The sequence below is a fragment of the Dolichospermum compactum NIES-806 genome (genome assembly GCF_002368115.1).
Lineage (GTDB): Bacteria > Cyanobacteriota > Cyanobacteriia > Cyanobacteriales > Nostocaceae > Dolichospermum > Dolichospermum compactum.
In genome coordinates, this window is record NZ_AP018316.1 from 3,011,457 (window position 1) to 3,035,614 (window position 24,158).

Here is a 24,158-nt window from a genome sequence, read left to right on the forward strand (position 1 = left end):
GTGTGACACTTGCGTAAGTCCTAGATCTTTAAAACACTTATACAAAAATTTTAAAGCACAAAATCTGGTTTGAATATTCATAATATTTTACTTTCATCGAAATCAATATTTACGCCAAATACAATAAACTTCTGTATGCAGGTTAAGTCTTTTTGAATAATAATAAAACTACAATGATTTGTGTCTAGCAGATACACCCCAACCTCACTCTCTTCTCACTTGATTGACATATTCTAAACATTCTTCAAAATCGTCTCCTGCCCATTCTGGGGATGTTTTCAGGAAATCTAACAATGATTCTACAGTATTTTGATGCTGTTTTTTTTGTTGTTCAATTTCTAAAATTGCTTGAGCTTGAGCAAAAGCCACTAACAACACTTGTTCTAACATAATTATCACCACTTTGTTAATTTACAGATTATTATATTATTGTACATTAACTTTCACATTGGTAGCTGAATTATGTTGCTATCCGTAATAGAGAGTCAATTAAATTTCAATTTATTAATCCTGTTATTTATTAAATGAATATCAATATATTAAATATTTAATAAGCGTGTCACAGTCTCTAGTATACTCACCCAATAATTTTGGTGCTTCAGGTGCAGAGGTTGAGATTTTCAAACTTCTCTCTTGAGAAGGATTCTGAAAATATAAATAATCTATAGGATGGATCATATATTTTACCCTGAGTGAAGTTGGGCTTGGTTTACCCTCCAAGCCTTTTTATTTTTTTTGCTCGTCCTTCAACCTATTATTTATCGGCTGTCATACCTGGACCTTGTGCTTCTTGTATCATCTCAGGAGAAAGTTCTCGCACTGTGCGAAAGGGAAATAGACGAGTTGAGGAAATTTGAGCATAGTCGGAAGTCAAAAAAGGAGCATATTGACTAGCTTCAGGGGTTAACTGTGCTGCCATTGCTAGGGTGATACCTTTGAGAAATTTCCGCACATCTTTAGCTTGTTCTCCAACTACTTCTTTGTTCAAGATAGGTGTATTTGGTTTCCCCATTTGATATGGAGTCAGACTAGGATCTATGATGCTTAAATGAGAAGCACCAACCACACCCACCAACCATTTTGGGGAGGGAATTTTCGCAAACCCCGTAACTTGTTCAGTTAATGCAGGGGTAATTTTATCTGCGGAACTAGAGAGGATTAATGTGGGAATTTGTACTTTTGTTAACCCAGTTTCCCCAAACATTAAAGAGGTGGTAGGATTAAGAGCGATCGCCTGTTTAATTCTCCCATCTCGCAATTGATAGGTTTTTCCTGGTAATGCTTGAGCCACACATTGAAGAGTTTCACCTAAATTGTCCTTAGCTAAGTTTGGCTGACAGCGTTGTTTGAGGTTTTCGATTTGTAATTCACCCCCAGCTAATGCTAAAGCCGTTCCCCCACCAAAGGAATAACCTACAACCATAACGTTATTCGTTGCCAGTTTTCCCTGTAGGGGATTGTTCGCAGTTTGGTTAAGTTTTTCCAGTTCATCAACAATAAAACTGACATCTTTGGGACGGTCTAAAAATTCTTGGGGTGCAACAAGTTGTTTTCTACCTTTGCTGACTGCTTTAAAAGTAGTTTCATTACTACCAGGATGTTCCAAAGCCGCAACAACATAACCATGAGAAGCCAAATGTTCGGCTAAATAACGCAAGTCAGTCCGCACCGAACCCCAACCATGAGAAAAGACAATTAAAGGTTTATTTACACTAGCAGCGGTAGAGAAATAAACATCCAGGGGAATTTGTCGTTGACGCTTTTGGTCATTGAAATTTAACTTGAGTGTCTGTACCTGTGCGCTTCCTGCTTGAGTAGGATCTAGAGAATAGGCAACTTTGATATCTTTAGGGTTAACTTGGGGAGAAAGACCAAACATAAACCGCTGAGTGCGGACAAATGCACCATTTAAACTCCCCGCTACAGTTAAAGCCTGGGGTAAATTAATTTCTAGGCGTTTGCTGGGATAGGCAGCAATAAAACTTAGTATAGATAAACCCTGTGGAGAATTAGCAGCTAAAACCAATCCCCCTTTCATCGCTTGTAGTCCCGCCTGATCTCGACGGGTAATAGCGGTCGAGATATCACTGAGAATTGTAGTCCCAATTTGGGTATTGATTAATCTATCTAAAGTAGCAACATTGATGGGAATTCGGATTTTTAGTCCCTCTAACAAAAAACGACGTTGTTCTTCAGTCATTCTCTTGGTATAAGTTCCTAAACTATCTGGTAATTTGCCAGTTTCCGTAGATTTTTTTAACTCTTCCAAGGACGCAGATTCCTCCAGTTGTCCATAACGAATCACAACCGTATCTGCTGCGTGTACAGAAGAATTAACTCCAAAAAATGGTGTCAGCGCGACAACACAAAATGCTCCTGCAAATACCTTAAAATTCTTCCAGCTTTTCTCTGTGAACATCTTTAATATTGCCCTTCAAATTAGGAGATTCTATCTGATTTTACGGTTTTTATCCCACACTCAGACACCCCATTTCTGAATCAGCAAATCCTATAGATGCAATAGACAAAATAGAATACATCCATGATTAATGATCTTAATATCGATAAGTAGGTGGGCGTTAAAAATTGTCGTTGGGGCAAGGGAACAGGGAACTCTTAACAGGGAACAGGAAGAGAGTTTTGAGTGATTTTACTTTTCTTCACATACCTTTAAATTTTTCTGTTCACCTACTTAATAATTCCATAACATTATTGAAATCTTTAAATTTCCGCATATTTATTTATCTTAGCTTCATAAATAGAAGTGTAGAAATTAGTACCGTAGTACGGTACTAAAAACTCAAGAACCTGATTACACAGGCTCTTCAGGAGATATTTAATTTTTGTTTGACTCATGCAGTTGTATTAAAGCTTTTGTCCTGTGTAGATAGAGCGAACTTCACCGTTACGACGAACAATAACTTCTCCGTTACTGACTTCTACTAGTGTCCAACCTGTAGTACCAATATTTTCACCCAGATTAATTCGGCGACTAATACCATCTACCTTAAACAAAGCCACAGATTTATTACCCAACTCTAATAGTCCCTCTAATTGTGCAGAATAGCTAGGTGCTAAAACCTGTTGTGGTATATTATTGGGTTCTTTTACAGGCGCAGGAGGAACTATCGTTGGTAATTTCGGTGGTGCGACCTTCAGCGGTTGAGGACTAACCGCTGCTGGTTTGAGATTAACCTGTGGTGTTTTAGTTACGGACTTAATTGCTGGTTGTATAGTATTAATGGTAGGAGGATTATTAACTGTTAAAGATGAAGGTATGGTAGGTGGTACTGGGACTATGGGAACAGTTGGTATTTGATATTTGGGTGCGGGAGACTGATACACTGGAATATATATGCGCTCAACCACATTAGGGGTCGTTAAACGATTATTAGCAGGTAGCATATTGTTTGCTGCTACAGGTAGTGGTAGGGTTTCTGTTGGTTGGGTATTTGGTAAAGGTAAAGCAGTAGTTTGATTGAGATTAACAGTGGGAAATCCTGGTTTGGCAATTGTTTTATCATTGGTTCTGCCTTGCTGTTCTATGACAGTTAAGGCTTCCAACATATAATTTACTAAGTCTAACTGAGGATCTGTGGTTACAGACGCAGGTGATGGTATCCGGTGATTTGGCAAACTTTGGGAAGTTAATTGGGCATTTATTGTATTTAATAAACCAGACTCGGTTAAGTAGACCATACCCAGCGTCCCGATGGTTAGGCTTAATCCCATAAATATAAGTTTACTTAAACCACTGGTTTGTTGTTGTTCAGTAGTTGTAATTGCTCTGATAGATGGATGATTAACCACTAGTGTAGTGGTTTGGACGTTTTTAATAGGTGCAGTAGATTGTAATGGACGATTAAGTTTTGATGGCAAAACCACATCTGGCATTTGAAATGTCATGGTTTGCACGGGGACAGATTCGGTTCTCTCTCTATGATGATTTCGCTTGCTTCGACCATCAAGAATGTTGTCAATATCATGAAAAAGTTCATCCATTAAGCTTTCAGCATAGCTTTCTATTGTCCAAGGCTCGTTATTAACGAAATCTATGCCTAAGGACATACTGGCGCTATCGGACGCTTCTGAAACAAGTAAATCAGCGCTGGATTTGGGTAACATAGGCTTTTCGGTTGTAGCTGAAGATAATGAGAGGACAAATTTGCTACTTCCTGGAAATCAACTACTTTTTTAATTGAACAGCTGATTTTTCTTGCCAGAGTCCAGGATTTGATTAGCTAATGGTATTAAATTGTACTCTGTTATGGAAATTTTGGTGAAATTAGTTAGGAAAATTTATAGGAGTTGTCCGGTGTCCGTTGTCCAAGAGAAGGAATAAGGAAGAAAAAAATTTTCCATACTAGAATATTTGTCCTCCCTATTACCCATTACCTATTACCTGTTACCGTCTTGTTTTTAGCTACTTCTAAATATATCAAAAGAGCGTTGATATCGGCTGGGTTAACTCCGCCAATTCTTGCTGCTTGTCCAATTGTGAGGGGTTTAACTTTGTTGAGTTTTTCTCTGGACTCTTTAGATAAAGTCTCAATGGCTGAGTAGTCCAAATCACTAGATAGTTGGCGATTTGCTTGACGGGCAACTTGGTCAATTTGGTTTTGCTGTCTGGCTAAATAACCAGCGTATTTGATGTCAATTTCTGCCCCTTCTTTTTCAGCTTGTTTAAGACTGGGGTTATCAAGTCCGTGACGTTCTAAATCAATGTAATGGATACCTGAACGACGCAGTAAATCAGCCAGGGTAATAGAACCTCTAATTACTTCTTGAGTATCGTGAGCGATCGCTTGTCCCACTGCCTCATGCTCTTTTATTCTAGTACCATGCAGGCGTTTTTTCTCCCCTGTAATTTGTTCTTGTTTTTGACTATACAAATCCCAACGTCGGTCATCAATTAAACCTATTTCCCGTCCTAACGGTGTCATGCGGATATCAGCATTATCAGAACGCAGTAATAAACGATACTCTGACCGACTGGTGAGCATTCGATAAGGTTCGCGTAAATCCTTCGTACACAAGTCATCAATTAACGTGCCAATATAACTTTGTTCACGGGGGAAAATAATCATTTCCTCACCCCGGACAAACCGCACTGCATTGATTCCTGCTACTATACCTTGGGCAGCAGCTTCTTCATAACCAGTCGTCCCATTTACCTGCCCGGCACAAAATAACCCTGGGATTTTCTTGGTCATCAAGGTAGGAAAACACTGAGTTGCGGGCAAATAATCATACTCTACAGCATAAGCCGGACGCAACATCACACAATTTTCCAAACCAGTCAGACTCCGCAACATCAAAATTTGCAAAGTTTCGGGTAAACCAGTGGAAAAACCTTGAATATACAATTCAGGAATATCTCTTCCTTCCGGTTCAATAAAGATTTGGTGACTTTCCTTATCGGCAAAGCGGACAATCTTATCTTCAATACTCGGACAATAGCGAGGTCCTTTTGCTTCCACCCAACCACCATACACCGGCGACAGATGCAAATTTTCCCGAATTAACCGATGAGTTTCTGGGGTTGTCCGGGTCATGTGACAAGGCATTTGTTCCCGTTCTACCCACACTTCGGGGTCAAAACTGAACCATCGCACAGCTTCGTCTCCCGGTTGAATTTCCATTTTACTGTAATCAACGGAACGCTTATCAACCCGTGCTGGTGTCCCAGTTTTCAGTCTGCCGGTTTCAAATCCTAAACGATTCAAAGTTTGTGTTAATCCTTCCGCTGCAAACTCTCCCGCGCGTCCTGCGGCCATGGATTTATTCCCCACCCAAATTTTACCGCCCAAAAATGTGCCAGTGGTGAGAATTACCGCTTTACAGTGAAAAGATACGCCAAAATAGGTTTCTAAACCAATAACTTCATTACTATCATTTAAGATTAAATCCGTCACCATGCCTTCCCGAATTGTCAAATTCTCCTGATTTTCGACAATTCCCTTCATTATCGCTGCATATTCCCGCTTATCAGTTTGCGCCCGTAATGCCCATACCGCTGGACCCCGTGAAGAGTTGAGGATGCGTTTTTGTAGGTATGTCCGGTCTGCCATTTTGCCAATTTCCCCACCCAAAGCATCTATTTCATGGGTTAATTGGGACTTAGCAGGACCACCCACTGCGGGGTTACAGGGTTGCCAAGCGATTTTATCTAAATTTAGGGTCAATAGCAGAGTCCGACAACCGAGGCGGGCAGTGGCAAGCGCTGCTTCGCAACCGGCGTGACCTGCACCGACGACAATCACATCATAAGCGTCTCGGAATTCAGCGGAATTGTGCATGGTCATAACCAATTAAGAATTAAAAATTAAAAGTTTAAAAAGCTAGTTACATTCAGTATTTTAGCCTATATTTAGGGGCGATTTCAGTTTTTACTAGCTTAGTTACAGAAGTAGTAACGAGAGAATTATTGTTTAGTTGTAGCAGATATAAGGTTTATTGAGGGTTGAACTGTAGTAATGGGTAAGAAAATTTACCGGATATTTACAATTAATCAATTTATGGTTATGAATTTTTATTTAAGCTAAAAAGATTAAGTTAAAATACACTGTGTCAGGTTTATTTTTGAAAATATCATTTAGATGTAAAAACATGAAAATCAATCAACTAAGCTATTATGACCATAAAAGAGAATGGCGGCTTGAGCCAATCCGGTTTTCTGAATTAAATCTTTTAGTGGGTGTTTCTGGTGTTGGTAAAACTAGAATTTTACAAGCAATACTTGATTTACAAAAAATATCTGAGGGTAAATCACTCAATGGTATTGAATGGGATGTATACTTTACTTATGAAAATAATCAATATCATTGGAGTGGTGAGTTTGAGTGCAATATTTCAGATGGTTTAATCTTGGAAGATCTAGAAGATAAATTTTCTAATAATAGTAATGTCAATATGAAGAAGGAGTCTTTATCTAAAAATGGAGAGTTAATAATAGATAGAAATGAAAGCGAAATCAAGTTTAAGAATAATAAGCTACCAATCAAGCTTTCAGCAATTCAAAGTGTAGTTGAAACATTAAGTGGAGAACCGGATATAGCCGCAGTTCAGCATGGATTCAAGAAAATTATTTCGACTGAAGAATGGGGAAATTCTTATTCGACTAGTATAAATCTTATTTATAATATTCTTGCAGATACAATATTTAATGATGTTTCTTTAGATAAAAGAAGGATGATTATTCAAAAGTATTATGAATCTAACTTGCCAGTTCAGCTTAAATTATTACTTGCATATTACGAAAAAGATCCAATATTTCAAGGGATTAAAGAAATATTTATAAATATATTTGAACAAGTAGAAGATATAAAAATAGAACAAGATGAAGATGAAAGTGAAGAGAATAATTTGGTTATTTCTATTCAAAAAAAAGCTCCTCTAACAATTAAAATAAAAGAAAGAGGAGTAAATCATTGGATTAGTCAAAAATATATATCATCTGGTATGTATAAAACCCTAATGCAAATCAGCGAATGTTATTTTGCTCCTGAAGGATCTATGATGTTAATTGATGAGTTTGAAAATAGTTTAGGAGTGAATTGCATTAATGTTTTAAGTGATTTATTAGCTGAAAGCAGAAATTTACAATTTATAATCACCAGTCATCATCCTTATATAATCAATAAAGTTGGAATGGAACACTGGAAAATAGTAACTCGTAAGGGTGGTGTAGTAACTGCTAAAGATGCAAAAGATTTTGGACTAGGTAAATCCAGACATGAAGCATTTATGCAATTGATTAATCTCGATGAATATAATGAAGGAATATCAGCATAATGAATATCTATTTTCTTGTCGAGGGAGATACTGAAGAAAAAGTTTATAAAGCTTGGCTTAAGTATCTTCTACCAGAATTAACACGAATTGGACTACCCCATCAAGTTGATCATAATAACTATTATCTTTTGAATACAAAAGGTCAACCGGGAATAATTTATAGACATTTACCTGATGCTATTGCAAATATTCAAGGGTATAGTAAATATAATTATCTTGTCATTTGTTTAGATGCAGAAGAAGTTACTATTGATTATAAAAAAAAAGAAATTTATAAATGTTTAAAGTCTCAGAATATTGATTTAGGAAATATCCAATTTCATATCATTGTTCAAAATCGGTGCTTTGACACCTGGTGCTTAGGAAATAAAGGAATTTACCCTTTACAGCCAGAAATTAGTCCATTGTTAGATTATACAAATTATTACGATGTTTCAGTTAATTGTCCAGAAATTATGGGTAAACAAAATTTTAATACTCATGCTCAATTTCATAAGGATTATTTAAAAGAATTGTTTAAGATCAACAATCTTAAACATTATAAAATTACTAATGAAGTCATAAAAGAAGAATATTTAGAACAATTAATAGCCAGGGTTCAAAATGAAACTGAGCATTTACCTACCTTTCAAACTTTCATAGAATTTTGTAATATGATTAAATCAAAGTTGTGAAAATAACTAATGCCAGGTCAAACTCTTGCTACCAGAGGGTTTTTCTTCTGACTCCTGCTATAACTGACATCTTGCAGATGGTTAATGACAGCACAGTTGGATGTATCCCCATAAATATAAACGAACCAAATTCAACAACAGCCAAAAGCCTTGAGGATTAAGTCAAATTTAAGAATAAATATGGTAGAATGTCCTAATAATGTCAACAAGTAGAATAGAATATTTGTCTGTTGTCGAACACTGCTGCTATATATGTCCAAAATTTACACCGTAGAAATTAACCACCAAGGTACAAAACATACCCTGCAAGTTTCTGAAGATGAAAATATTCTTGACGCGGCCTCAGCTAATGGTTTAGACTTACCGACTTCTTGCGGTGCTGGTGTTTGTACAACTTGTGCGGCTTTGATTACAGAGGGAACTGTAAATCAAGAGGATGGTATGGGTGTAGGTCTAGATTTGCAAAAACAAGGCTATGCGCTGCTTTGTGTTGCTAAACCTCTTTCTGATTTAAAAATCGAAACAGAAAAAGAAGAGATTGTTTATAAAGCGCAATTTGGGAAAGGTTGATAATAATCACCAATCACCAAAAAGTTTCTATATTCTCAAAATCATCAAGGCAAAGGATTTAGGATTATGACAACTCACTTTATTTCCGCTGAAATCGAATTAGAAGAAACTCCCACAGAATTAGAAAAAGCCATTACAGCGGAATTGCAAAAACAAGGTGAACCCCTCCGTTGGGCTATTACCGCTGTTAATCAAGAAGCACAAACCGTAACAGTAGAAGCCGTAGTTACCGCTTAAATTTCTTCTTTGCATCTACTCTACGATATCCCTAAGAGGGATTGCGCGAAAAAACCTGTGATACCCATTCAAAAACCATACACCGTAATTTTAATTATACCTACCGGCATTGGGGCGGCGATTGGCGGTTATGCTGGTGATGCATTGCCAGTAGCTAGAGTTATATCACAGGTATGCGATCGCTTGATTACTCACCCCAATGTTATGAACGGCGCAAGTCTATACTGGAATATTCCCAATGGCTTCTATGTCGAAGGATATGGTTTAGATAAATTTGCGGCTGGAGAATGGGGTTTACGTCCGGTTCGCAGTAATAGAGTCGGGTTACTTTTAGACCAGGGTATCGAACCGGAATTAATGCTGCGACACTTGCAGGTAGCCGACGCAGCTAGAGCTACTTTAGGATTAAATATTACAAATCATGTTATTACTGATGCACCGCTAAACGTAGAATTACGAACTTCTCCGTCAGGTGCAAGTTGGGGAACAATTGGCAATCCTGATAGTTTGTTACGGGCTGCTGAGAAATTAATTATAGAAGAAAAAGCCGAAGCGATCGCAGTTGTTGCCCGTTTCCCCGACGATATGAACGAAACCGCAATTAAAAACTATCACCAAGGTCAAGGAGTAGATCCTCTAGCCGGTGTAGAAGCCGTCATTAGTCATTTATTAGTTCGTACCTTTAAAATTCCCTGCGCCCATGCTCCTGCCCTTGCCAGCACCCCACCAGACCCAAATTTATCCCCCCGTGCAGCGGCGGAAGAATTGGGCTACACATTTTTACCTTGTGTTTTAGTTGGGTTGAGTAACGCCCCGCAATTTATCATTAATACAGAAAATTACAATTCTTTATCCACTGATATCTGGGCAGATCAAGTTGATGCTTTAATCATTTCTGCCACAGCTTGTGGAAGTAGTGCTTTATTGAGTTTAAGTCAGAAACAATGTCAAATAATTACAGTTGCGGAAAATAAAACTTTGATGCAAGTTCGTGGATCCATGTTAAGAATTCCCACCTTACAGGTAAACTCATATTTAGAAGCAGTAGGTGTATTAGTCGCTCATAAAGCAGGTATCAATCCTTCCTCATTAACAATTAACAATCACCAATTACCAATTATTTTTTAAAATCCTGTGATTGAACAACAAAATCAAGAACCAGAAATACCCTATTTAACACGCACCCAAGTCTTAGTAGCAATGGGTGTAACCGCAATTATTCTCTGGATAGTTGCTAAATTATGGTTGCGCTGGGGTAACATTGTGCTTTTTAAGTGGCACTGGCACGAACAAGATTTATTATTAGGAATTAGTTTAGGTGTAATTATTACCATATTAAGTGGTTTAGCTTATCGTCTTTCCCCTCCCTATCGCAAAAGTGCCGATTATTATCTAGAAATGGTTCTAAAACCACTAGCTTTACCGGACTTAATTTGGTTAGGACTACTTCCAGGTTTAAGTGAAGAATTATTATTTCGAGGTGTAATGTTACCCGCTTTAGGTGCAGATTATACGGCTGTAATCGTATCCAGTCTTTGTTTTGGAGTCCTACACCTTAGCGGTCCCCAACAATGGCCTTATGTAATTTGGGCAACTATTGTCGGTATTATTTTAGGTTGTAGCACCCTATTAAGTGGCAATTTGTTATTACCAATAGTTGCTCATATGGTGACAAATTGGCTATCTAGCTATTTATGGAAAATCCAAAAACTTTAGACTTCAGGGGTAGGGATTTTTTTAATTTTTAATTTTTATAGCAACTGCCAAGGTGCTTAGGACATTAATTGATAATGAAGATAATGAACATCTGTCCATAACAAGGTTTTACTCCTTTCCTTCTTCCTTCTTCCTTCTTCCTTCTTTCTTTCTGACTCCTGACTCCTGACTCCTGACTCCTGACTCCTGACTCCTGACTCCTGACTCCTGACTCCTGACTCCTGACTCCTGACTCCTGACTCCCGAAACAAAATATCCCACCTATAAGCCATTTCAGCATTATTTGGTGGGACTTGGGGTAGTTTGATGAAGAGTTTTTCTCAAAGTCAAAACCAGGAAAAACCTAGTTTCTTCTTAGAAATCATCAAGAAACTGACCAATCCGATTAATTAAGGGGTCTACTTCTTGAGGTTCATATTCAGGTATGGCTTGCGCCACGCTAACGCTATCAGGAGGAATATAAGTAAGTGGTTGTTGATTCAGGATAATTGCCAAATTTGCCACTTGTTGAGTAAGTTGCAACATTTGACTTTCTATCGCCTCCAAACGATGAGACTCCCTCGCCAAAAAACGTTCCTCAAAACCAGCTATTTGATTTTGCATCTCACCGATTTTTTTTTCAACCGTAGTTATATTTGTCATCCTAGCAACTGGTTGTACAGTTTCTGGGACACACAAAAATTTCCAGAGAGCCTCCTTACACAGGTCACTGAAAGTTTTATCTGGCTGTGTCTCTAAGGAGTTTTCCACCTGCGCTAATAAACTCTCATCAGCAATTTCTGGATTGAACGTAACGGATTTAACTACCTTTTTTGACCATTGGAACATCAGTTTTATGACCTAGCGCGAACAGCAGCAGATAATTGCGCTTCTCCATAAATATACTGCCCCAAAGCATTAGCTTGCCGAGAAGGTGCAGCTAAGTAAGCGTTGATTTTAGCTTCCTTAAGTAGACGTTGAACATCTTCCCAGAAAAACTCACCACCACCACCTGTAATAATCACATCAGTTACCCGCTCTGGCAACCACGCTAACACACGCGAGCAAATTTCCCGTGAAAACTGCTCTATTAAGTTAGGCAGAAAATCATCTAAATTGGTGGGCTTACTAGCACCTTTGGGACGGTAAAAGCGATCGCCTTTAGGCTTATTAACCGCAGAAATCAGTGCCAGTGATTGACTATCAACAGCACCATCTATTTCCTTAGCTACCAGGTCATAAAACTTACTCATCCCAAAGTCTTCACTCTTAGAAGCAGCCCTAGCAAAGCGGAAATTATCTACCATAATCATATCAATGGTTTGATGACCAATATCAACAATCCCCACAGATATTTTCGTAAAGTCAGGAACTGCTGTGGCTTTATTAGGTTGAGTTTCTGACCATAGCAAACTACCATATCCTTCTGGCATTACCCAGACTTTGGCAATGTTCAAATTTATGGATTCACCTCGGAAATTTACTACATGAGGTCCAGTTACCAAGCTAGTTAACTGTGCCTTTTCTCTTTCAAATTGTTCCAAAGATAAGAAAGGCAGTCCCAGAACTACATAAATTTCATCCCTGAGCTTAAAGTAACCCGCAGATGATAAAACTTTGACTAGAGCATCTTCTACCTTAGATTGGCCAACGCCAAGATTAGCCCCAAAATCGGCGGCTATTTGCCCTACAGCATAGCCACTACCTTGATATTCCAGCCACAAATCCATCAGGGGGTCAGTAGCCTTAGCTTCAAACACACCACCGCGAATTTGCTCAATTGATGTTTGCTTGACATTGGCAGGAATGAAAGCCACGTTAGCAGGTTCACGGCTCACACAAGTCTTTGTGGAGGTTCTACCTAAATCCACACTCAGAATAGTTTTACCCGTAATGTTGGTTGGCTTGCCGGAATTTCCAGAATTTATCGGTGTGGCTGCTGATACTGCTGGAGTCCGGTTCATAGGAATAGCAGCAGCATTCATGGGATTAGCTACGGGCGGTTGATCTGTCATGAAATCTCCTCTGTAAAAAGTTATCATGCCCATCTTACAAAAAGGTGAGCTACAAAAAATTTTAGATTGGGTTAAGTGTAACTAGAAATACGTCAAAATTCATAACAGGCGATCGTCAATTTTTTATGATTTAGTATTTCTGATGTCAGTTTTGGCAAATGTCAAGCTTTTCTTTTTTCTTCCTCCTCTTGACATCCAACCACAGGGCAACCACTGGGGGTTGCCCCCCTCTGACAGGTGTAGGTTGTTTACATTCTGGTGAGGGCAAGACTTGGGCGACAAGGTGGCAAGGGAGGAAAACCCTACAGGATGATGTTTTTTGGCAACAATAACACACCGTTAAAAGACTATTGTGCGTATAAACTCTTCCTTGTCTACGTTCCCTCCAAGTCTTCCCAGTCTTGCCTTCACAGACAATATTAAAAACCTACCCTTGTGACGTTGCCCCTACTCCTAACCCCTCATATTGGTGGGAGAAAAATCATTAATTTTCCCCCACTACCAGTTTTAGCTAAATTTTGCTAAATGGTTGATGTTAAAGATTGGACTCTGGATTCCGAAGACCACTCTAATGGGTTCCAAACTCTCTCTTCTAAAGCCATTTGCTCAATTAGACTAGCCAGGCGTAAAGCTTTGAGAGCTTGTTCACCACCGACAGAAGGCTGATTGCCACCGCGAACACAGTTGACAAAATGCTCTAACTCTGCACTGAGAGGCTGAACATTCGTGGTATAAACCTTTTCAATTAAACCATCTTGTCTATATAAGACTTTTTGATGGTCAATCAGAGGATTGACAGGGGTTTGCCGATGTACCAAAATCTCATTATTGAGAAAATCTGCTTCTGTAAATGAATTTTTACAATGGGCAACTAAACGGCGAATTTTCCGATGGGTAACTTTGCTGGCTGTGAGAGTAGCAACAATCCCATTAGCAAAACCCAAGGTAGCCGTTACATAATCTAAATAACCTGAGTCTAAAGAACGAGTCCCACTAGCAGTCAGTTTCACCACTGGTGAGGCGGCTAATTCTAGCAGTAAATCAATGTCATGGATCATTAAATCCAGCACTACGGAAACATCATTCGCCCGCGCTGAATAAGGACTCATCCGGTGAGATTCCAAAGCCAAAACTTCCTCGGTTTTGAGAACTTGACTAAGTTCCCTAAAAGCGGGATTGAATCGCTCAATGTGACCAACTTGCAAAATACACTGGGATTCGGCGGCGGCATTAACTAGAGATTCTGCCTCGGAAATACTAGCCGCTATCGGTTTTTCAATTAAAACATGGATTCCTGCCAACAAACAGTTTATACCCACTGCATAGTGTAACCGTGTAGGTACAGCAACACATATGGCATCCACATGGGGTAGTAAGTCACAGTAATCTTCAAAAAACCGGACTTTGTATTTGCTGGCAGTTTCTAGACCACGTTCGACATTAATATCGGAAACGCCGACTAATTCCACATCTTTCATGGAACTCAGCACGCGGGTATGATGTTGTCCCATGTTACCAACCCCAATTACGCCTATGCGAATATGGTGCGGCTGGCTGCGCTGTGAATAAAGATTTGGCTCTGACACTGATATGCTATCTTGCACTATTGTTCTCTCCTCAACCACCAAATTTAGAGACGCTACGGTCGTTGGCCTTTATACTTAAACGCCAGGTTTGATTTGTCTTAAACCATCCAGATGGTAACATAGTGATTATCTTTATGAAGAATTTCAAAGTTTGGGTTCAGTTCCCGCCATCTGGTGATCTTTTCCGCTAACAGTTGTTACAGCGATTTCCAATCATATAAGGTACATCCTAGCCCCCTCATCGCTTGCGATGAGGGGGTTGGGGGTGGGGTTCTTGTTCCAGGTTTGATGACAATTTGCTGTAATTATCCTGTTTTTATTCATCTATTAGAAAAATAATGTGTTTTTTCTTTAACTTTGTAACTTTTGTAACCCTTAGCAGGAGTTGTCAGGTATGTTCAGGTATGTATTTAGAAAATTAACTAAATTCAGTACATACTTGGTTTTTACAGCGGTAAATTAATCACCCTTTCTATAAGTAAAATTACAAGTCATTACATAGTTAATACTCAGAGTATAATGTTTTAGGCGATTTATACAATTAATGTTCTCATTCCTGAGAGTATTTTTGTACATATTTAATTTTTGTTGGTTGTATTTTGTTAATTTTCCCATCTTTTGGATGCAATTTATGAAGGAATTGGTAATTGTGCAAATTTCCCTCTCCTCCTGCTATTTCTTCATCTCCCATTTCCTATTCTGAATATGAAAGCTGTAATTTTGTTGTCTGGTGGTTTAGATTCTTCTACTGTTCTTTACCAAGCAAAGGCTGATGGCTGTGAATGTTACGCTATTTCTTTTAATTATCAACAGCGTCATAGTAAAGAGTTGCATTCTGCTTTTATGGTTGCTAAGGCGGCTGGAGTAGTTCAACATCAGGTGGTCAATTTTGATTTACGACAATGGGGTGGTTCGGCACTAACGGACAACAAGATTGATTTACCGGCAGGGCGATCGCTCGACGAAATGGCAGATAATATTCCTGTCACCTATGTTCCTGCCCGGAATACCATCTTTTTAAGTTTTGCTTTGGGCTATGCCGAAGCGATCGCCGCCCAAAGAGTATATATTGGCGTTAATGCCTTAGATTATTCAGGCTACCCGGATTGTCGTCCTGACTATATCGAAGCTATGCAGCAAGTTTTCCAGTTAGGAACAAAACAAGGACGGGAAGGACAACCTATTGAAATTATCACCCCATTAATTGATTTGAAAAAGACAGAAATCATCCAACTAGGTAATCAATTAGGAGTACCTTGGGAAATCACCTGGTCATGCTATGCCGGTGGTGATTCAGCCTGCGGTGTCTGTGATTCCTGTCAATTGCGGTTAGCAGCCTTTGCCGCATTAGGTTTAGAAGATCCCATTGATTATGTTTAGTTAACCAAGTAGCGATCGCTCTTTGATAAACTATAAAACCATACTTAGGGTTTGCTGAAAAAGTTATCTGTGATAGCGCAGCGTGACGTAAGTCATGGGCTAGGAGTCAGGAGTCAGGAGTCAGGAGGAAGAATGAGAAGAAGAGAAGAATAGTCTTGAATTTGGTCAAGTGATAGGGTTTTGGTAGTTTCAACGCTTATTCCTTGCACTTGTTTCACCTTTTTTACCTTCAAACTCTTGATATATCTCAGTTCTAGGTTTATATGGCTAACGCCACGCTACGCTATCAGCAAACCATACTTAATCCTATAAAATATTATGAATCAAATCTATACAACCGATGTCCTAGTCGTTGGCGGAGGCACCGGTGGAACTGCTGCGGCTATCCAAGCAGCGCGACGAGGTGTAAACACAATCCTCGTCAGTGAATTTCCCTGGTTAGGAGGAATGCTCACCTGTGCCAGTGTATCTGCACCAGATGGAAACGAACTACAAGCATGGCAAACAGGATTATGGGGAGCTTTCTTACAAGAATTACAACGCAGACAACCAGGCGGATTAGATAATAGTTGGGTCAGTTTTTTTACTTATGATCCGCGGATAGGTGCAGAAATATTTGCCGACTGGGTACGAGAACTACCTAACCTGCAATGGATTTCTGGACAAGTTCCCATAGCAGTATTACGAACTCACGACTGTATCACAGGTATACGTTTTACAGACTTTACCATCAACGCCAAAATCATTCTCGACGGCACAGAATTAGGAGACTTATTAGCGTTAGGAGACATCCCTCATCGTTGGGGTTGGGAATTACAATCAGAATGGCAAGAACCCAGCGCACCAAAAAATTTTAACTCCCTAACCCAAACCTATCCAATCCAAGCACCAACCTGGGTAGTAGTGATGCAAGACTTTGGAGAAAATACTGCTCCAGAAATTCTCCCTGCCCCTAACTATGATCCATCTCAGTTTACAGGAGCTTGGGATAACTATGGTCCAGAAAAATTTTTGAACTATGGACGCTTACCAGCAGATCAATTTATGATTAACTGGCCTATTGCGGGCAACGATTACTGCCAAAATGCCAATCGGTTGCTAGATGCAGGGGAGAAAAAGCGCGAATTTATGCAAGAATGTTATTGGCATAGTCAGAATTTCGCCCATCACATTCAAACTCAGCTTGGTAGACGTTACGGATTAGTAGAAAACCTATTTCCCCATCCTAACTCCGCCTTTGCCCTCCATCCCTATTATCGGGAAAGTCGCCGCCTAGTGGGCTTGACAACTGTTTCTGAACGGGATATCTTGCCCTTAGCCAACAGCAAAACCGCATTACCCTTTCATGATGCCATCGCCGTCGGTAACTATGCCAACGATCACCATTATCCCGGTGTAGAGTTCCCACTGCAACCTAAATCTATCCGTTGGGGTGGAAGATGGACAGGAACACCCTTCACTATCCCTTATCGCGCTATCGTCCCTGCCACCACAGATGGTTTGCTAGTTTGTGAAAAAAACATTTCCGTTTCTCACATCGCTAACGGTGCTACTAGACTTCAACCAGTAGTCATGGCAATTGGACAAGCAGCAGGTATGGCAGCTTCTCTTTGTATTGTGCTAGAATGTCAGCCCAGGGATTTACCAGTGAAGAGTTTGCAGGCTGCATTATTGACAGACGACGATGCACCTAGCGTAATTGTTCCCTTGTTTAACTTATTAACTAATCATCCCGATTGGTTGTACTGGCAAACTTATTATTTAGACCATCCAGAAGCTTATCCTGCTGATGGTAACTGTCCCTGTATTGTGGTGAAACCAGATAATAAATTAAACCTCAACTGCTTTACAGGCAAATTCCAACGACTAGGTGAGCAAAATTACCAATTTAATATTACAAATGAAACCGATTTTACTACAACAAATTGGCAGCTTGTGGCGTTGATACCTGATATAGATCAGCAACTACAAGCTTTACCCCCAGAAAAAATACTCAAGATTTGGGGGCGGCCAAATTTGTCTGGGAATTGGTTACTTGTTGAATATATTGAAGAAGTATAAAATGAACATTTATTCAGTAAAATACAATACTTTTTCGCAAATTTTCCGGATAGACATATAAAAGTTAAGTATTAGTGAAGTAGAGAGTTCTAAAATAGACATCTACTATGCGTGCTGCCATTTCACTTTTAGTATCGAGTCTGGTATTTGGCTCCTTAGCTTTTAACTGCGAAGCAGTACAGACTCGTTTTTCCGCTCTGTCAATGGCTAAGTCCCATTACCAGCTTTCACCTTTGGTGTTAAACCAGAGTTTCAACCTGGCTGATAACTCCAAACCTAGCCCCAATCAACCCGAAAAGCCCAATCCTCATCGAGGTAGTGGTCGTAGAGGATTAGATGGATAAGTTGGCAATTTCAGTTCTGTGATTTAATCGTTGGAGCGCAATACGTGCCAACCCAGAAATGATATTACCGGATTATTGGATCTTTTACATCCTACATACCACTTCTTGAACTGAAACGGTATAGACAGTTACAGCACTACACTTATTTGATTGTATCGTTCAAAAGTTCCCTTTTACTGACACCAGATATAGATAGATAGTTACAAGCCCTATATCTTTGATCAGTTGCATGGCTTCTGCGTCATCACGCAAGCTAATAGTATTGCAGTTTCTCTGCTAAAAACATAGACAGTTACAGCACTTCATCGCTCGAAAATTGTTCAATATTTCATCAAAACATCTGGTAATTGCTCAAACCTTGGCGTGTATTGGTGACCAACTCACTAATACACGCACCGATCTCACCTGTGGTAATCGCGTCCAGTACACATTGGGCGTTAGTAGGTGGGAATAATTACCAGAAGTGAGGGAACAGAAAACTTTTCTTAGTTATCAACTGTCATCGTGAATGCTGAATTTTTAGTAACTTGGCTTGTGAGCAATCCAATATTTACTTACGAAGTGAACTTGGGTTTCTATTTGCTCAAATCCCGCTTTTTCTAAACGCTCTACTAGGTTATCTGTAATGTAATGCTTGTAATAAGGTTCATGAAAAGTCTCTGGGAAGTTTTTGATCACTAATTCCATCTCCGGTAGATCATTTTCTTGAATGGAATCACAGATGATGAAAACGCCTCCTGGTTTTGTAACCCGAAAACATTCTTCAATTACAGTTTGACGAACTGCCGCTGGTAACTCATGAAACAGAAAAACACAAGTCGTGCCATGAAAATAATTATCTCGATAAGGCAACTCTTCGACATTTCCTTGTACGAGTTGCGGTAATTCTCCAGGAATTTGACATAATAGTTCGTTGGCTTTCCGCAAATAGGCTGAGGATAAATCTATACCAAATAAAGATACGTCGGGTAGTGCTGATCTGATTAACTTCAATGTTCGTCCAGTACCACAAGCAACATCTATGACTCGGAGTTGTTCTTGGGGAATATGGTCAAATGCTGTCAGTTGAGATTTGAGAGGACAGAGGATGCGTCTTCTCATTGCATCAGTTGAGCCACCAAACAGAATTTCCACCTGTAAGTCATATAAATTGGCTGAAAGTTCACTCAAATAGCCATCTGTTTGGTAATGGAAGTTCTGTAAATAGTAGCTGGGATAGTTATCTGTGGCTATTTCCTGGGAAAATTCTTGATATCTCCGGTTTTTAATGCGTTCCCAGATATTTGGTAAGTCTAAGCATATTAATGGATAGTAGCGGAAGAAGTCTTCCCAAGAATCATCAAATAATAAATTTTGTGGATACACACCTGCTTGACTATCTTCCCAGTCTCTTGCCAATAACTGGTTCATGCTGTCTTGGAGTTGTGTGAGCAATTTCGGGGATAAAGGACTGATATTCGGCTGAAGTGATGGATAAATTAGGTTTTTGATCTGTGAACTTACGGTTTTGTGAGTAAAAGCAAAGTAATTCTTTCCTGATTGCAGGGCTTGATAGCTTAATTTTGGGAAAATATCAAACATAGATAAAATTAGGTTTTGTTGATTGTGTTGAGTTTCATCGCTCGCCCAAATTTTTATAGCCAAACACATGGAAAATGTAAATGATTCATAACAATTTTTACCTGTTAACAGGTGTGAATGGTTTATTTTATGGAACTGCAAACTGCGATAGTCGCTCTTTTAGTCTTCTATGTCGCCTGGAATTTGGGTGCAAATGATGTTGCTAATGCGATGGGGACTTCTGTGGGTTCTGGGGCGATTACCCTGAAACAGGCAATTATTATTGCTGGGGTGTTAGAGTTTCTTGGCGCTGTCTTGTTTGGACAAGAGGTAACGTCTACTCTGGGTACGAAAATTGCGAATCCGGTTTTATTTGCGACGATACCACAAACTTTAGTGATGGGGATGATTTCGGTACTGCTAACGGCTGGGATTTGGCTACAAATTGCCACAGCTAGGGGTTTACCGGTTTCTTCGTCTCATGGGATTGTGGGGGCGATCGCTGGCTTTAGTTGGGTAGCATTGGGAGTAGAGGCAATAGATTGGTCATCCATTGGTTTAATTACCATAGGCTGGATTTTAACACCGATAATTAGTGGAGCGATCGCCAGTAGTTTGTATAGTCTGATTCAACAATGGATTTTTAACCAACCCCAACCTCTCTCCCAGCTACAAGAATGGATTCCCTGGTTAAGTACATTGCTATTGAGTGTATTTGGCATTATCGTTCTGCCGACAATCACTCAACCCTTGAGCCAGTTCTTACTCACAGAGGGAAAATTTAATGTTCCCGCTCACGACATTACCCTATTCATTGGTGGAATCGCCGTAATTAGCTTGACCTTGATCAGTTGGCGACAATTGGTAAATAGTCAAATTGACAATAAAATCCAAGGATTATTTGCCAGATTTCAAGTGCTGAGTGCTTGCTTTGTGGCTTTTGCTCACGGTTCTAATGATGTTGGGAATGCGATCGCTCCTCTAGCAGTAATTTCCTACATTAACCACCAAGGTAAAGTTCCCAGTGATAAACTCCCCATTACCTTGTGGATTCTCGTTCTCGGTGCGATCGGCATTGTGGCAGGTTTAGCCGTTTGGGGCAAAAAAGTTATTGCTACAATAGGCGAAAATATTATTTCCTTAGAACCTAGTAGCGGATTTTGCGCCGAACTAGCCACAGCCATCACCATCTTATTAGCTTCCCGCTTAGGTTTACCAGTCTCTACCTCCCATGCCCTTGTCGGTGGAGTTGTGGGCATTGGACTGGTACAAAACATTAAATCAATCAAATTTGCCACTATCCAAAATATCGCCGCCGCTTGGTTAATTACCATTCCCATCAGCGTCGCCCTCAGTGCCACTATTTTTACTACTATTATGGTAATTTTCAAAGCATTAAACTGGCACTAGTACCGCAAGGCGTTCGTCAAAAGTCAAAAGTCAAAAGTCAAAAGTCAAAAGCAATATTGGCCAAGCTTTTTGGCGATTAAGAATGGTTGATTTATTTACGCCGTGCTGTACTAGATAGGTGGACAGAAAAAAACAAAATATGTTATCTAACAAGCAGTAGAATCTTCCAAAACCTATTCCCTGTTCCTTTCTATAAATTAATAGTCTACCATCATGATGGCAACTATCAAGCAATAGATATTCCGTACGGATTTGATGCTGGTAGTTAGGTATTCATTTGTAAGGCTTTTATAAGTTAATTAAATTTATAAGTTCAGTGAAATTGTTCAGTTTCCTGTCTTTTCTCAAGGAAACTTAATACAGGTGTTGTTCGCGCAAAAGTGCCGAGTAACTTAATCATCAAGGTGTTAGAGGCTAGAAACCGATGGGGCGATTTGAGAAGCGACCAGAAAACCCACGCATTAGAGGTGAGCTATCCAGAGCGGCAGAAAATGCTCTATGGGATGTAGTTGAAGATCTAGAAAATCTTCAACAAAATCTGCTGAGGTCGTTGCAGGAAGATGTAAAACGGCTAGAAACTGAAAAAAATCGCTTATCTGGCGATATTCAACGGTTAATTGAGGAAAAAGAAAATCTACAACAATCCCGGCAAATCACTGAACAGCAAGTATTAATCCGTCAATTAGCAGAAGTTTTAGCCAAACATATATCTTCCCAATTACAATCCTCACTGAAAACTTTAGCTACTCAAGCCGTAGAGCATGACTCTTCTGATTTATCTGCGCTGCAAAATGCTCAACTAAACAATAATGCTATTAATGAACTCGGACAGAATGTCACTAATATGTTAGACAGTCTGGATGATAGGGTAACTATTGCTTTTAATTCACTATTACAAGAACTCAAAAATTATCAAGGTGATCTTTCCCAACAGTTGTCACGGATGTATAGCCAACAACATCAAGGGGAAGCAATACTAGCAGAATTTGTGAATCGGTTGCGAAGTGAAGTAGAAAAAAATCGAGATGCTAACTCTGTTAAAACAACCACAGGTGGCGCACCTACAGTTCTACAACTATCTGATAATCTGCGTGGCGAAGCTATAACTCATCAAAATGGTTCTTCGGAAAAATCCTCACAAAGAATTATTGTTGAACCAGTTGCTTTGATTCCTCATGAAGGACACGGTGATTCTACATCAGCAGCGAATGCGGTGATATTATCTTCACCACTAGATAACACTCCTAAACCCAGTTCTTTCGTAAATCCAGATTTACCAACAGTCATACCAGACAATAAAACACCTGAATCCAGTTCTTTCGTAAATTCAGATTTACCAACAGTCATACCAGACAATAAAACACCTGAATCCAGTTCTTTCGTAAATTCAGATTTACCAACAGTCATACCAGACAATAAAACACCTGAATCTAGTTCTTTTGTAAGTCTAGATCCATCGGCCGCAGATAAAGTGCCTGAAAGTAGTTCTTTCGGAAATCCAGATACACCATCAGCAGATCCAAATTCTGAACTTGGTGCTATTTTGACTTCTAAGGTATTAACAGCGCCCTCCCTGGGAGATACCAAACCTGAACCACTTTCTGTTTTAACTCCTAATTTACCCACAGGAAGACCGCCAACACCAAAATTAAGACGGGAAACAACTCCTAGACAACCAACAAAGCCTGAAGAACCAATTACACCCAAACAACAAATAGCTCCCAGACAACAAAGATCCCAGACATCTCCTAATTGGTCACAGTTGCAGATAGGGTTTCTGTTTATTGCTTTATCTACAGTGGTTTCGTCTCTTTACAACGTAGCAATTAAAGCGATTTTCTTTACGGCTTCTAATCCCTTGGGAGGATTACCAACACAACAGTTAATCTTTCCGACATTGGGGAATATTTTCTTGATTTTGATGCTGCGTCTATTAGTGGTTGTGCCATTAATGTTACTTTTATCACCTATATTACATCCTCCTATTTGGCAAGAATTAGAGAATTTATTTGCTTCATTGAGAGCAAACGCAACGCCTACTCAGAAGAAAACTAAACAGGCTCTATTTTTGTCAGTAGTTAGCGGTTGTTTATTATTTTTATCCCAGGTATTTATTTACATTGCTATTGGTGAAGTAAGAACAGGAATGGCGATCGCCCTCTTCTTTATCTATCCAGTCATGAGCGTGTTTCTGTCCTGGTTTCTATTTCAGGAACGTCCTAATCTACTAGTTACTGGAGCAATGGCAGCAATTTTTTGTGGTGAATTATTAGTTTTAGGTAGTCAGTCGGTAGGGGTGAATAACACCTCATTAGGCAGCACCACAGCCATTCTATCCGGGATCGCATTTGCAATTTACGTCATTCTCACCAGGATATGTGCCACTAAACTCAAGTTACATCCCGTATCTTTGACTTTAATTAACTTTACGACCATGTTGTTATTAAGTTTTATCTGCTTAATAATTCCATTACCCGGTAATTTAGGTTTAGCAATTAGCTCATCTAACGTCCTTGAATTGGTATTAAGTGCGTTTATATTAGGTGTCTTAACTTTGTGCGGTTACTTATTCAATAATTTTGGCATTCGTAAACTAGGTTCTCCATTTTCCTCTTTAATTGGAGCAACAGTCCCGATTTTAACCGTAATTTTCGCCGGGATCATGCTGCAAGAATCTCTAGATATTGTCCAAGTTATCGGAGTTATCTTAGTGACCCTTGGTGCAGCAAGTATTAGCTGGAAAAAAACACCTAATCAGGTACAAGCATCTAAATAGGAGTCAGGAGTCAGGAGTCAGGAGTCAGGAGTCAGGAGTCAGGAGTCAGGAGTCAG

Annotated in this window: 21 protein-coding genes; 11 read left to right on the forward strand and 10 right to left on the reverse strand. The window is 39.4% G+C overall.

Annotated elements, in window-relative coordinates:
- Window positions 1-204 precede the first annotated feature (204 nt).
- From CA730_RS14280 to mnmG, 4 genes are all read right to left on the reverse strand, one after another.
- Entirely contained in the window at window positions 205-390 is a 186-nt protein-coding gene (locus CA730_RS14280; protein ID WP_096668226.1) for a hypothetical protein, read from the reverse strand.
- Between the two features lie 364 nt (window positions 391-754).
- Window positions 755-2,419: an alpha/beta hydrolase gene (locus CA730_RS14285; RefSeq protein ID WP_096668228.1), complete on the reverse strand. Its 1,665-nt coding sequence runs from the start codon at window positions 2,417-2,419 to the stop codon at window positions 755-757.
- A 446-nt stretch (window positions 2,420-2,865) separates the two neighbouring features.
- Window positions 2,866-4,125: a hypothetical protein gene (locus CA730_RS14290; RefSeq protein WP_096668230.1), complete on the reverse strand. Its 1,260-nt coding sequence runs from the start codon at window positions 4,123-4,125 to the stop codon at window positions 2,866-2,868.
- 266 nt (window positions 4,126-4,391) lie between these two features.
- A complete protein-coding gene (gene mnmG / locus CA730_RS14295; RefSeq protein WP_096668232.1) occupies window positions 4,392-6,305 on the reverse strand; it encodes a tRNA uridine-5-carboxymethylaminomethyl(34) synthesis enzyme MnmG in 1,914 nt (637 codons plus the stop codon).
- A gap of 304 nt (window positions 6,306-6,609) precedes the next feature.
- On the opposite strand from mnmG, the gene CA730_RS14300 reads away from it, so the two are divergent.
- The 6 genes from CA730_RS14300 to CA730_RS14320 all read left to right on the forward strand — a co-directional run bounded on the left by CA730_RS14300 (window position 6,610) and on the right by CA730_RS14320 (window position 10,991).
- Window positions 6,610-7,794, forward strand: coding sequence for an AAA family ATPase (locus tag CA730_RS14300; protein ID WP_096668234.1), 1,185 nt, complete (start codon window positions 6,610-6,612; stop codon window positions 7,792-7,794).
- Window positions 7,794-8,468, forward strand: coding sequence for a hypothetical protein (locus tag CA730_RS14305; protein WP_096668235.1), 675 nt, complete (start codon window positions 7,794-7,796; stop codon window positions 8,466-8,468). The genes CA730_RS14300 and CA730_RS14305 overlap by 1 nt, the downstream gene beginning before the upstream one ends.
- Window positions 8,469-8,720: 252 nt before the next feature.
- Entirely contained in the window at window positions 8,721-9,038 is a 318-nt protein-coding gene (locus CA730_RS14310) for a 2Fe-2S iron-sulfur cluster-binding protein (RefSeq protein ID WP_096668237.1), read from the forward strand.
- A 66-nt stretch (window positions 9,039-9,104) separates the two neighbouring features.
- Window positions 9,105-9,275 carry a hypothetical protein gene (locus CA730_RS24910; protein ID WP_172891189.1) on the forward strand — a complete coding sequence of 57 codons (171 nt, stop codon included), beginning with the start codon at window positions 9,105-9,107 and terminating at the stop codon, window positions 9,273-9,275.
- A gap of 66 nt (window positions 9,276-9,341) precedes the next feature.
- Window positions 9,342-10,403: a DUF3326 domain-containing protein gene (locus CA730_RS14315; protein ID WP_096671538.1), complete on the forward strand. Its 1,062-nt coding sequence runs from the start codon at window positions 9,342-9,344 to the stop codon at window positions 10,401-10,403.
- A gap of 6 nt (window positions 10,404-10,409) precedes the next feature.
- Window positions 10,410-10,991: a CPBP family intramembrane glutamic endopeptidase gene (locus CA730_RS14320; protein WP_096668239.1), complete on the forward strand. Its 582-nt coding sequence runs from the start codon at window positions 10,410-10,412 to the stop codon at window positions 10,989-10,991.
- 56 nt (window positions 10,992-11,047) lie between these two features.
- Here CA730_RS14320 and CA730_RS14325 read toward each other — a convergent pair whose 3' ends face one another.
- The 5 genes from CA730_RS14325 to CA730_RS24430 all read right to left on the reverse strand — a co-directional run bounded on the left by CA730_RS14325 (window position 11,048) and on the right by CA730_RS24430 (window position 15,262).
- Window positions 11,048-11,263: a hypothetical protein gene (locus tag CA730_RS14325; RefSeq protein ID WP_157749981.1), complete on the reverse strand. Its 216-nt coding sequence runs from the start codon at window positions 11,261-11,263 to the stop codon at window positions 11,048-11,050.
- 82 nt (window positions 11,264-11,345) lie between these two features.
- Window positions 11,346-11,819 carry a plasmid segregation centromere-binding protein ParR gene (locus CA730_RS14330; protein WP_096668244.1) on the reverse strand — a complete coding sequence of 158 codons (474 nt, stop codon included), beginning with the start codon at window positions 11,817-11,819 and terminating at the stop codon, window positions 11,346-11,348.
- Between the two features lie 5 nt (window positions 11,820-11,824).
- Window positions 11,825-12,985, reverse strand: a complete 1,161-nt coding sequence (locus tag CA730_RS14335) for a ParM/StbA family protein (RefSeq protein ID WP_096668246.1) — start codon at window positions 12,983-12,985, stop codon at window positions 11,825-11,827.
- A 521-nt stretch (window positions 12,986-13,506) separates the two neighbouring features.
- Window positions 13,507-14,589: a Gfo/Idh/MocA family protein gene (locus CA730_RS14340; protein ID WP_096668248.1), complete on the reverse strand. Its 1,083-nt coding sequence runs from the start codon at window positions 14,587-14,589 to the stop codon at window positions 13,507-13,509.
- 532 nt (window positions 14,590-15,121) lie between these two features.
- Window positions 15,122-15,262, reverse strand: coding sequence for a hypothetical protein (locus CA730_RS24430; protein WP_157749982.1), 141 nt, complete (start codon window positions 15,260-15,262; stop codon window positions 15,122-15,124).
- Window positions 15,263-15,276: 14 nt separating this feature from the next.
- Here CA730_RS24430 and queC point away from each other — a divergent pair, with 14 nt between their 5' ends.
- From queC to patX, 3 genes are all read left to right on the forward strand, one after another.
- Window positions 15,277-15,951 (forward strand): 7-cyano-7-deazaguanine synthase QueC, encoded by a 675-nt coding sequence (gene queC, locus CA730_RS14345; RefSeq protein WP_096668251.1) that lies wholly within the window; start codon window positions 15,277-15,279, stop codon window positions 15,949-15,951.
- A 315-nt stretch (window positions 15,952-16,266) separates the two neighbouring features.
- Window positions 16,267-18,012 (forward strand): FAD-dependent oxidoreductase, encoded by a 1,746-nt coding sequence (locus CA730_RS14350; RefSeq protein WP_096668253.1) that lies wholly within the window; start codon window positions 16,267-16,269, stop codon window positions 18,010-18,012.
- A gap of 107 nt (window positions 18,013-18,119) precedes the next feature.
- The gene (gene patX, locus CA730_RS14355; protein ID WP_096668255.1) at window positions 18,120-18,356 is read left to right on the forward strand and encodes a heterocyst-inhibiting protein PatX; all 237 of its coding nucleotides are present in this window, start codon (window positions 18,120-18,122) and stop codon (window positions 18,354-18,356) included.
- A gap of 519 nt (window positions 18,357-18,875) precedes the next feature.
- Here the strand turns inward: patX and CA730_RS14360 are convergent.
- Window positions 18,876-19,937 carry a class I SAM-dependent methyltransferase gene (locus CA730_RS14360; RefSeq protein ID WP_096671540.1) on the reverse strand — a complete coding sequence of 354 codons (1,062 nt, stop codon included), beginning with the start codon at window positions 19,935-19,937 and terminating at the stop codon, window positions 18,876-18,878.
- A 129-nt stretch (window positions 19,938-20,066) separates the two neighbouring features.
- Here CA730_RS14360 and CA730_RS14365 point away from each other — a divergent pair, with 129 nt between their 5' ends.
- Together CA730_RS14365 and CA730_RS14370 are read left to right on the forward strand one after the other, a co-directional pair.
- A complete protein-coding gene (locus tag CA730_RS14365; RefSeq protein WP_096671542.1) occupies window positions 20,067-21,326 on the forward strand; it encodes an inorganic phosphate transporter in 1,260 nt (419 codons plus the stop codon).
- A 424-nt stretch (window positions 21,327-21,750) separates the two neighbouring features.
- Entirely contained in the window at window positions 21,751-24,102 is a 2,352-nt protein-coding gene (locus CA730_RS14370; RefSeq protein WP_096668257.1) for an EamA family transporter, read from the forward strand.
- Window positions 24,103-24,158 lie beyond the last annotated feature (56 nt).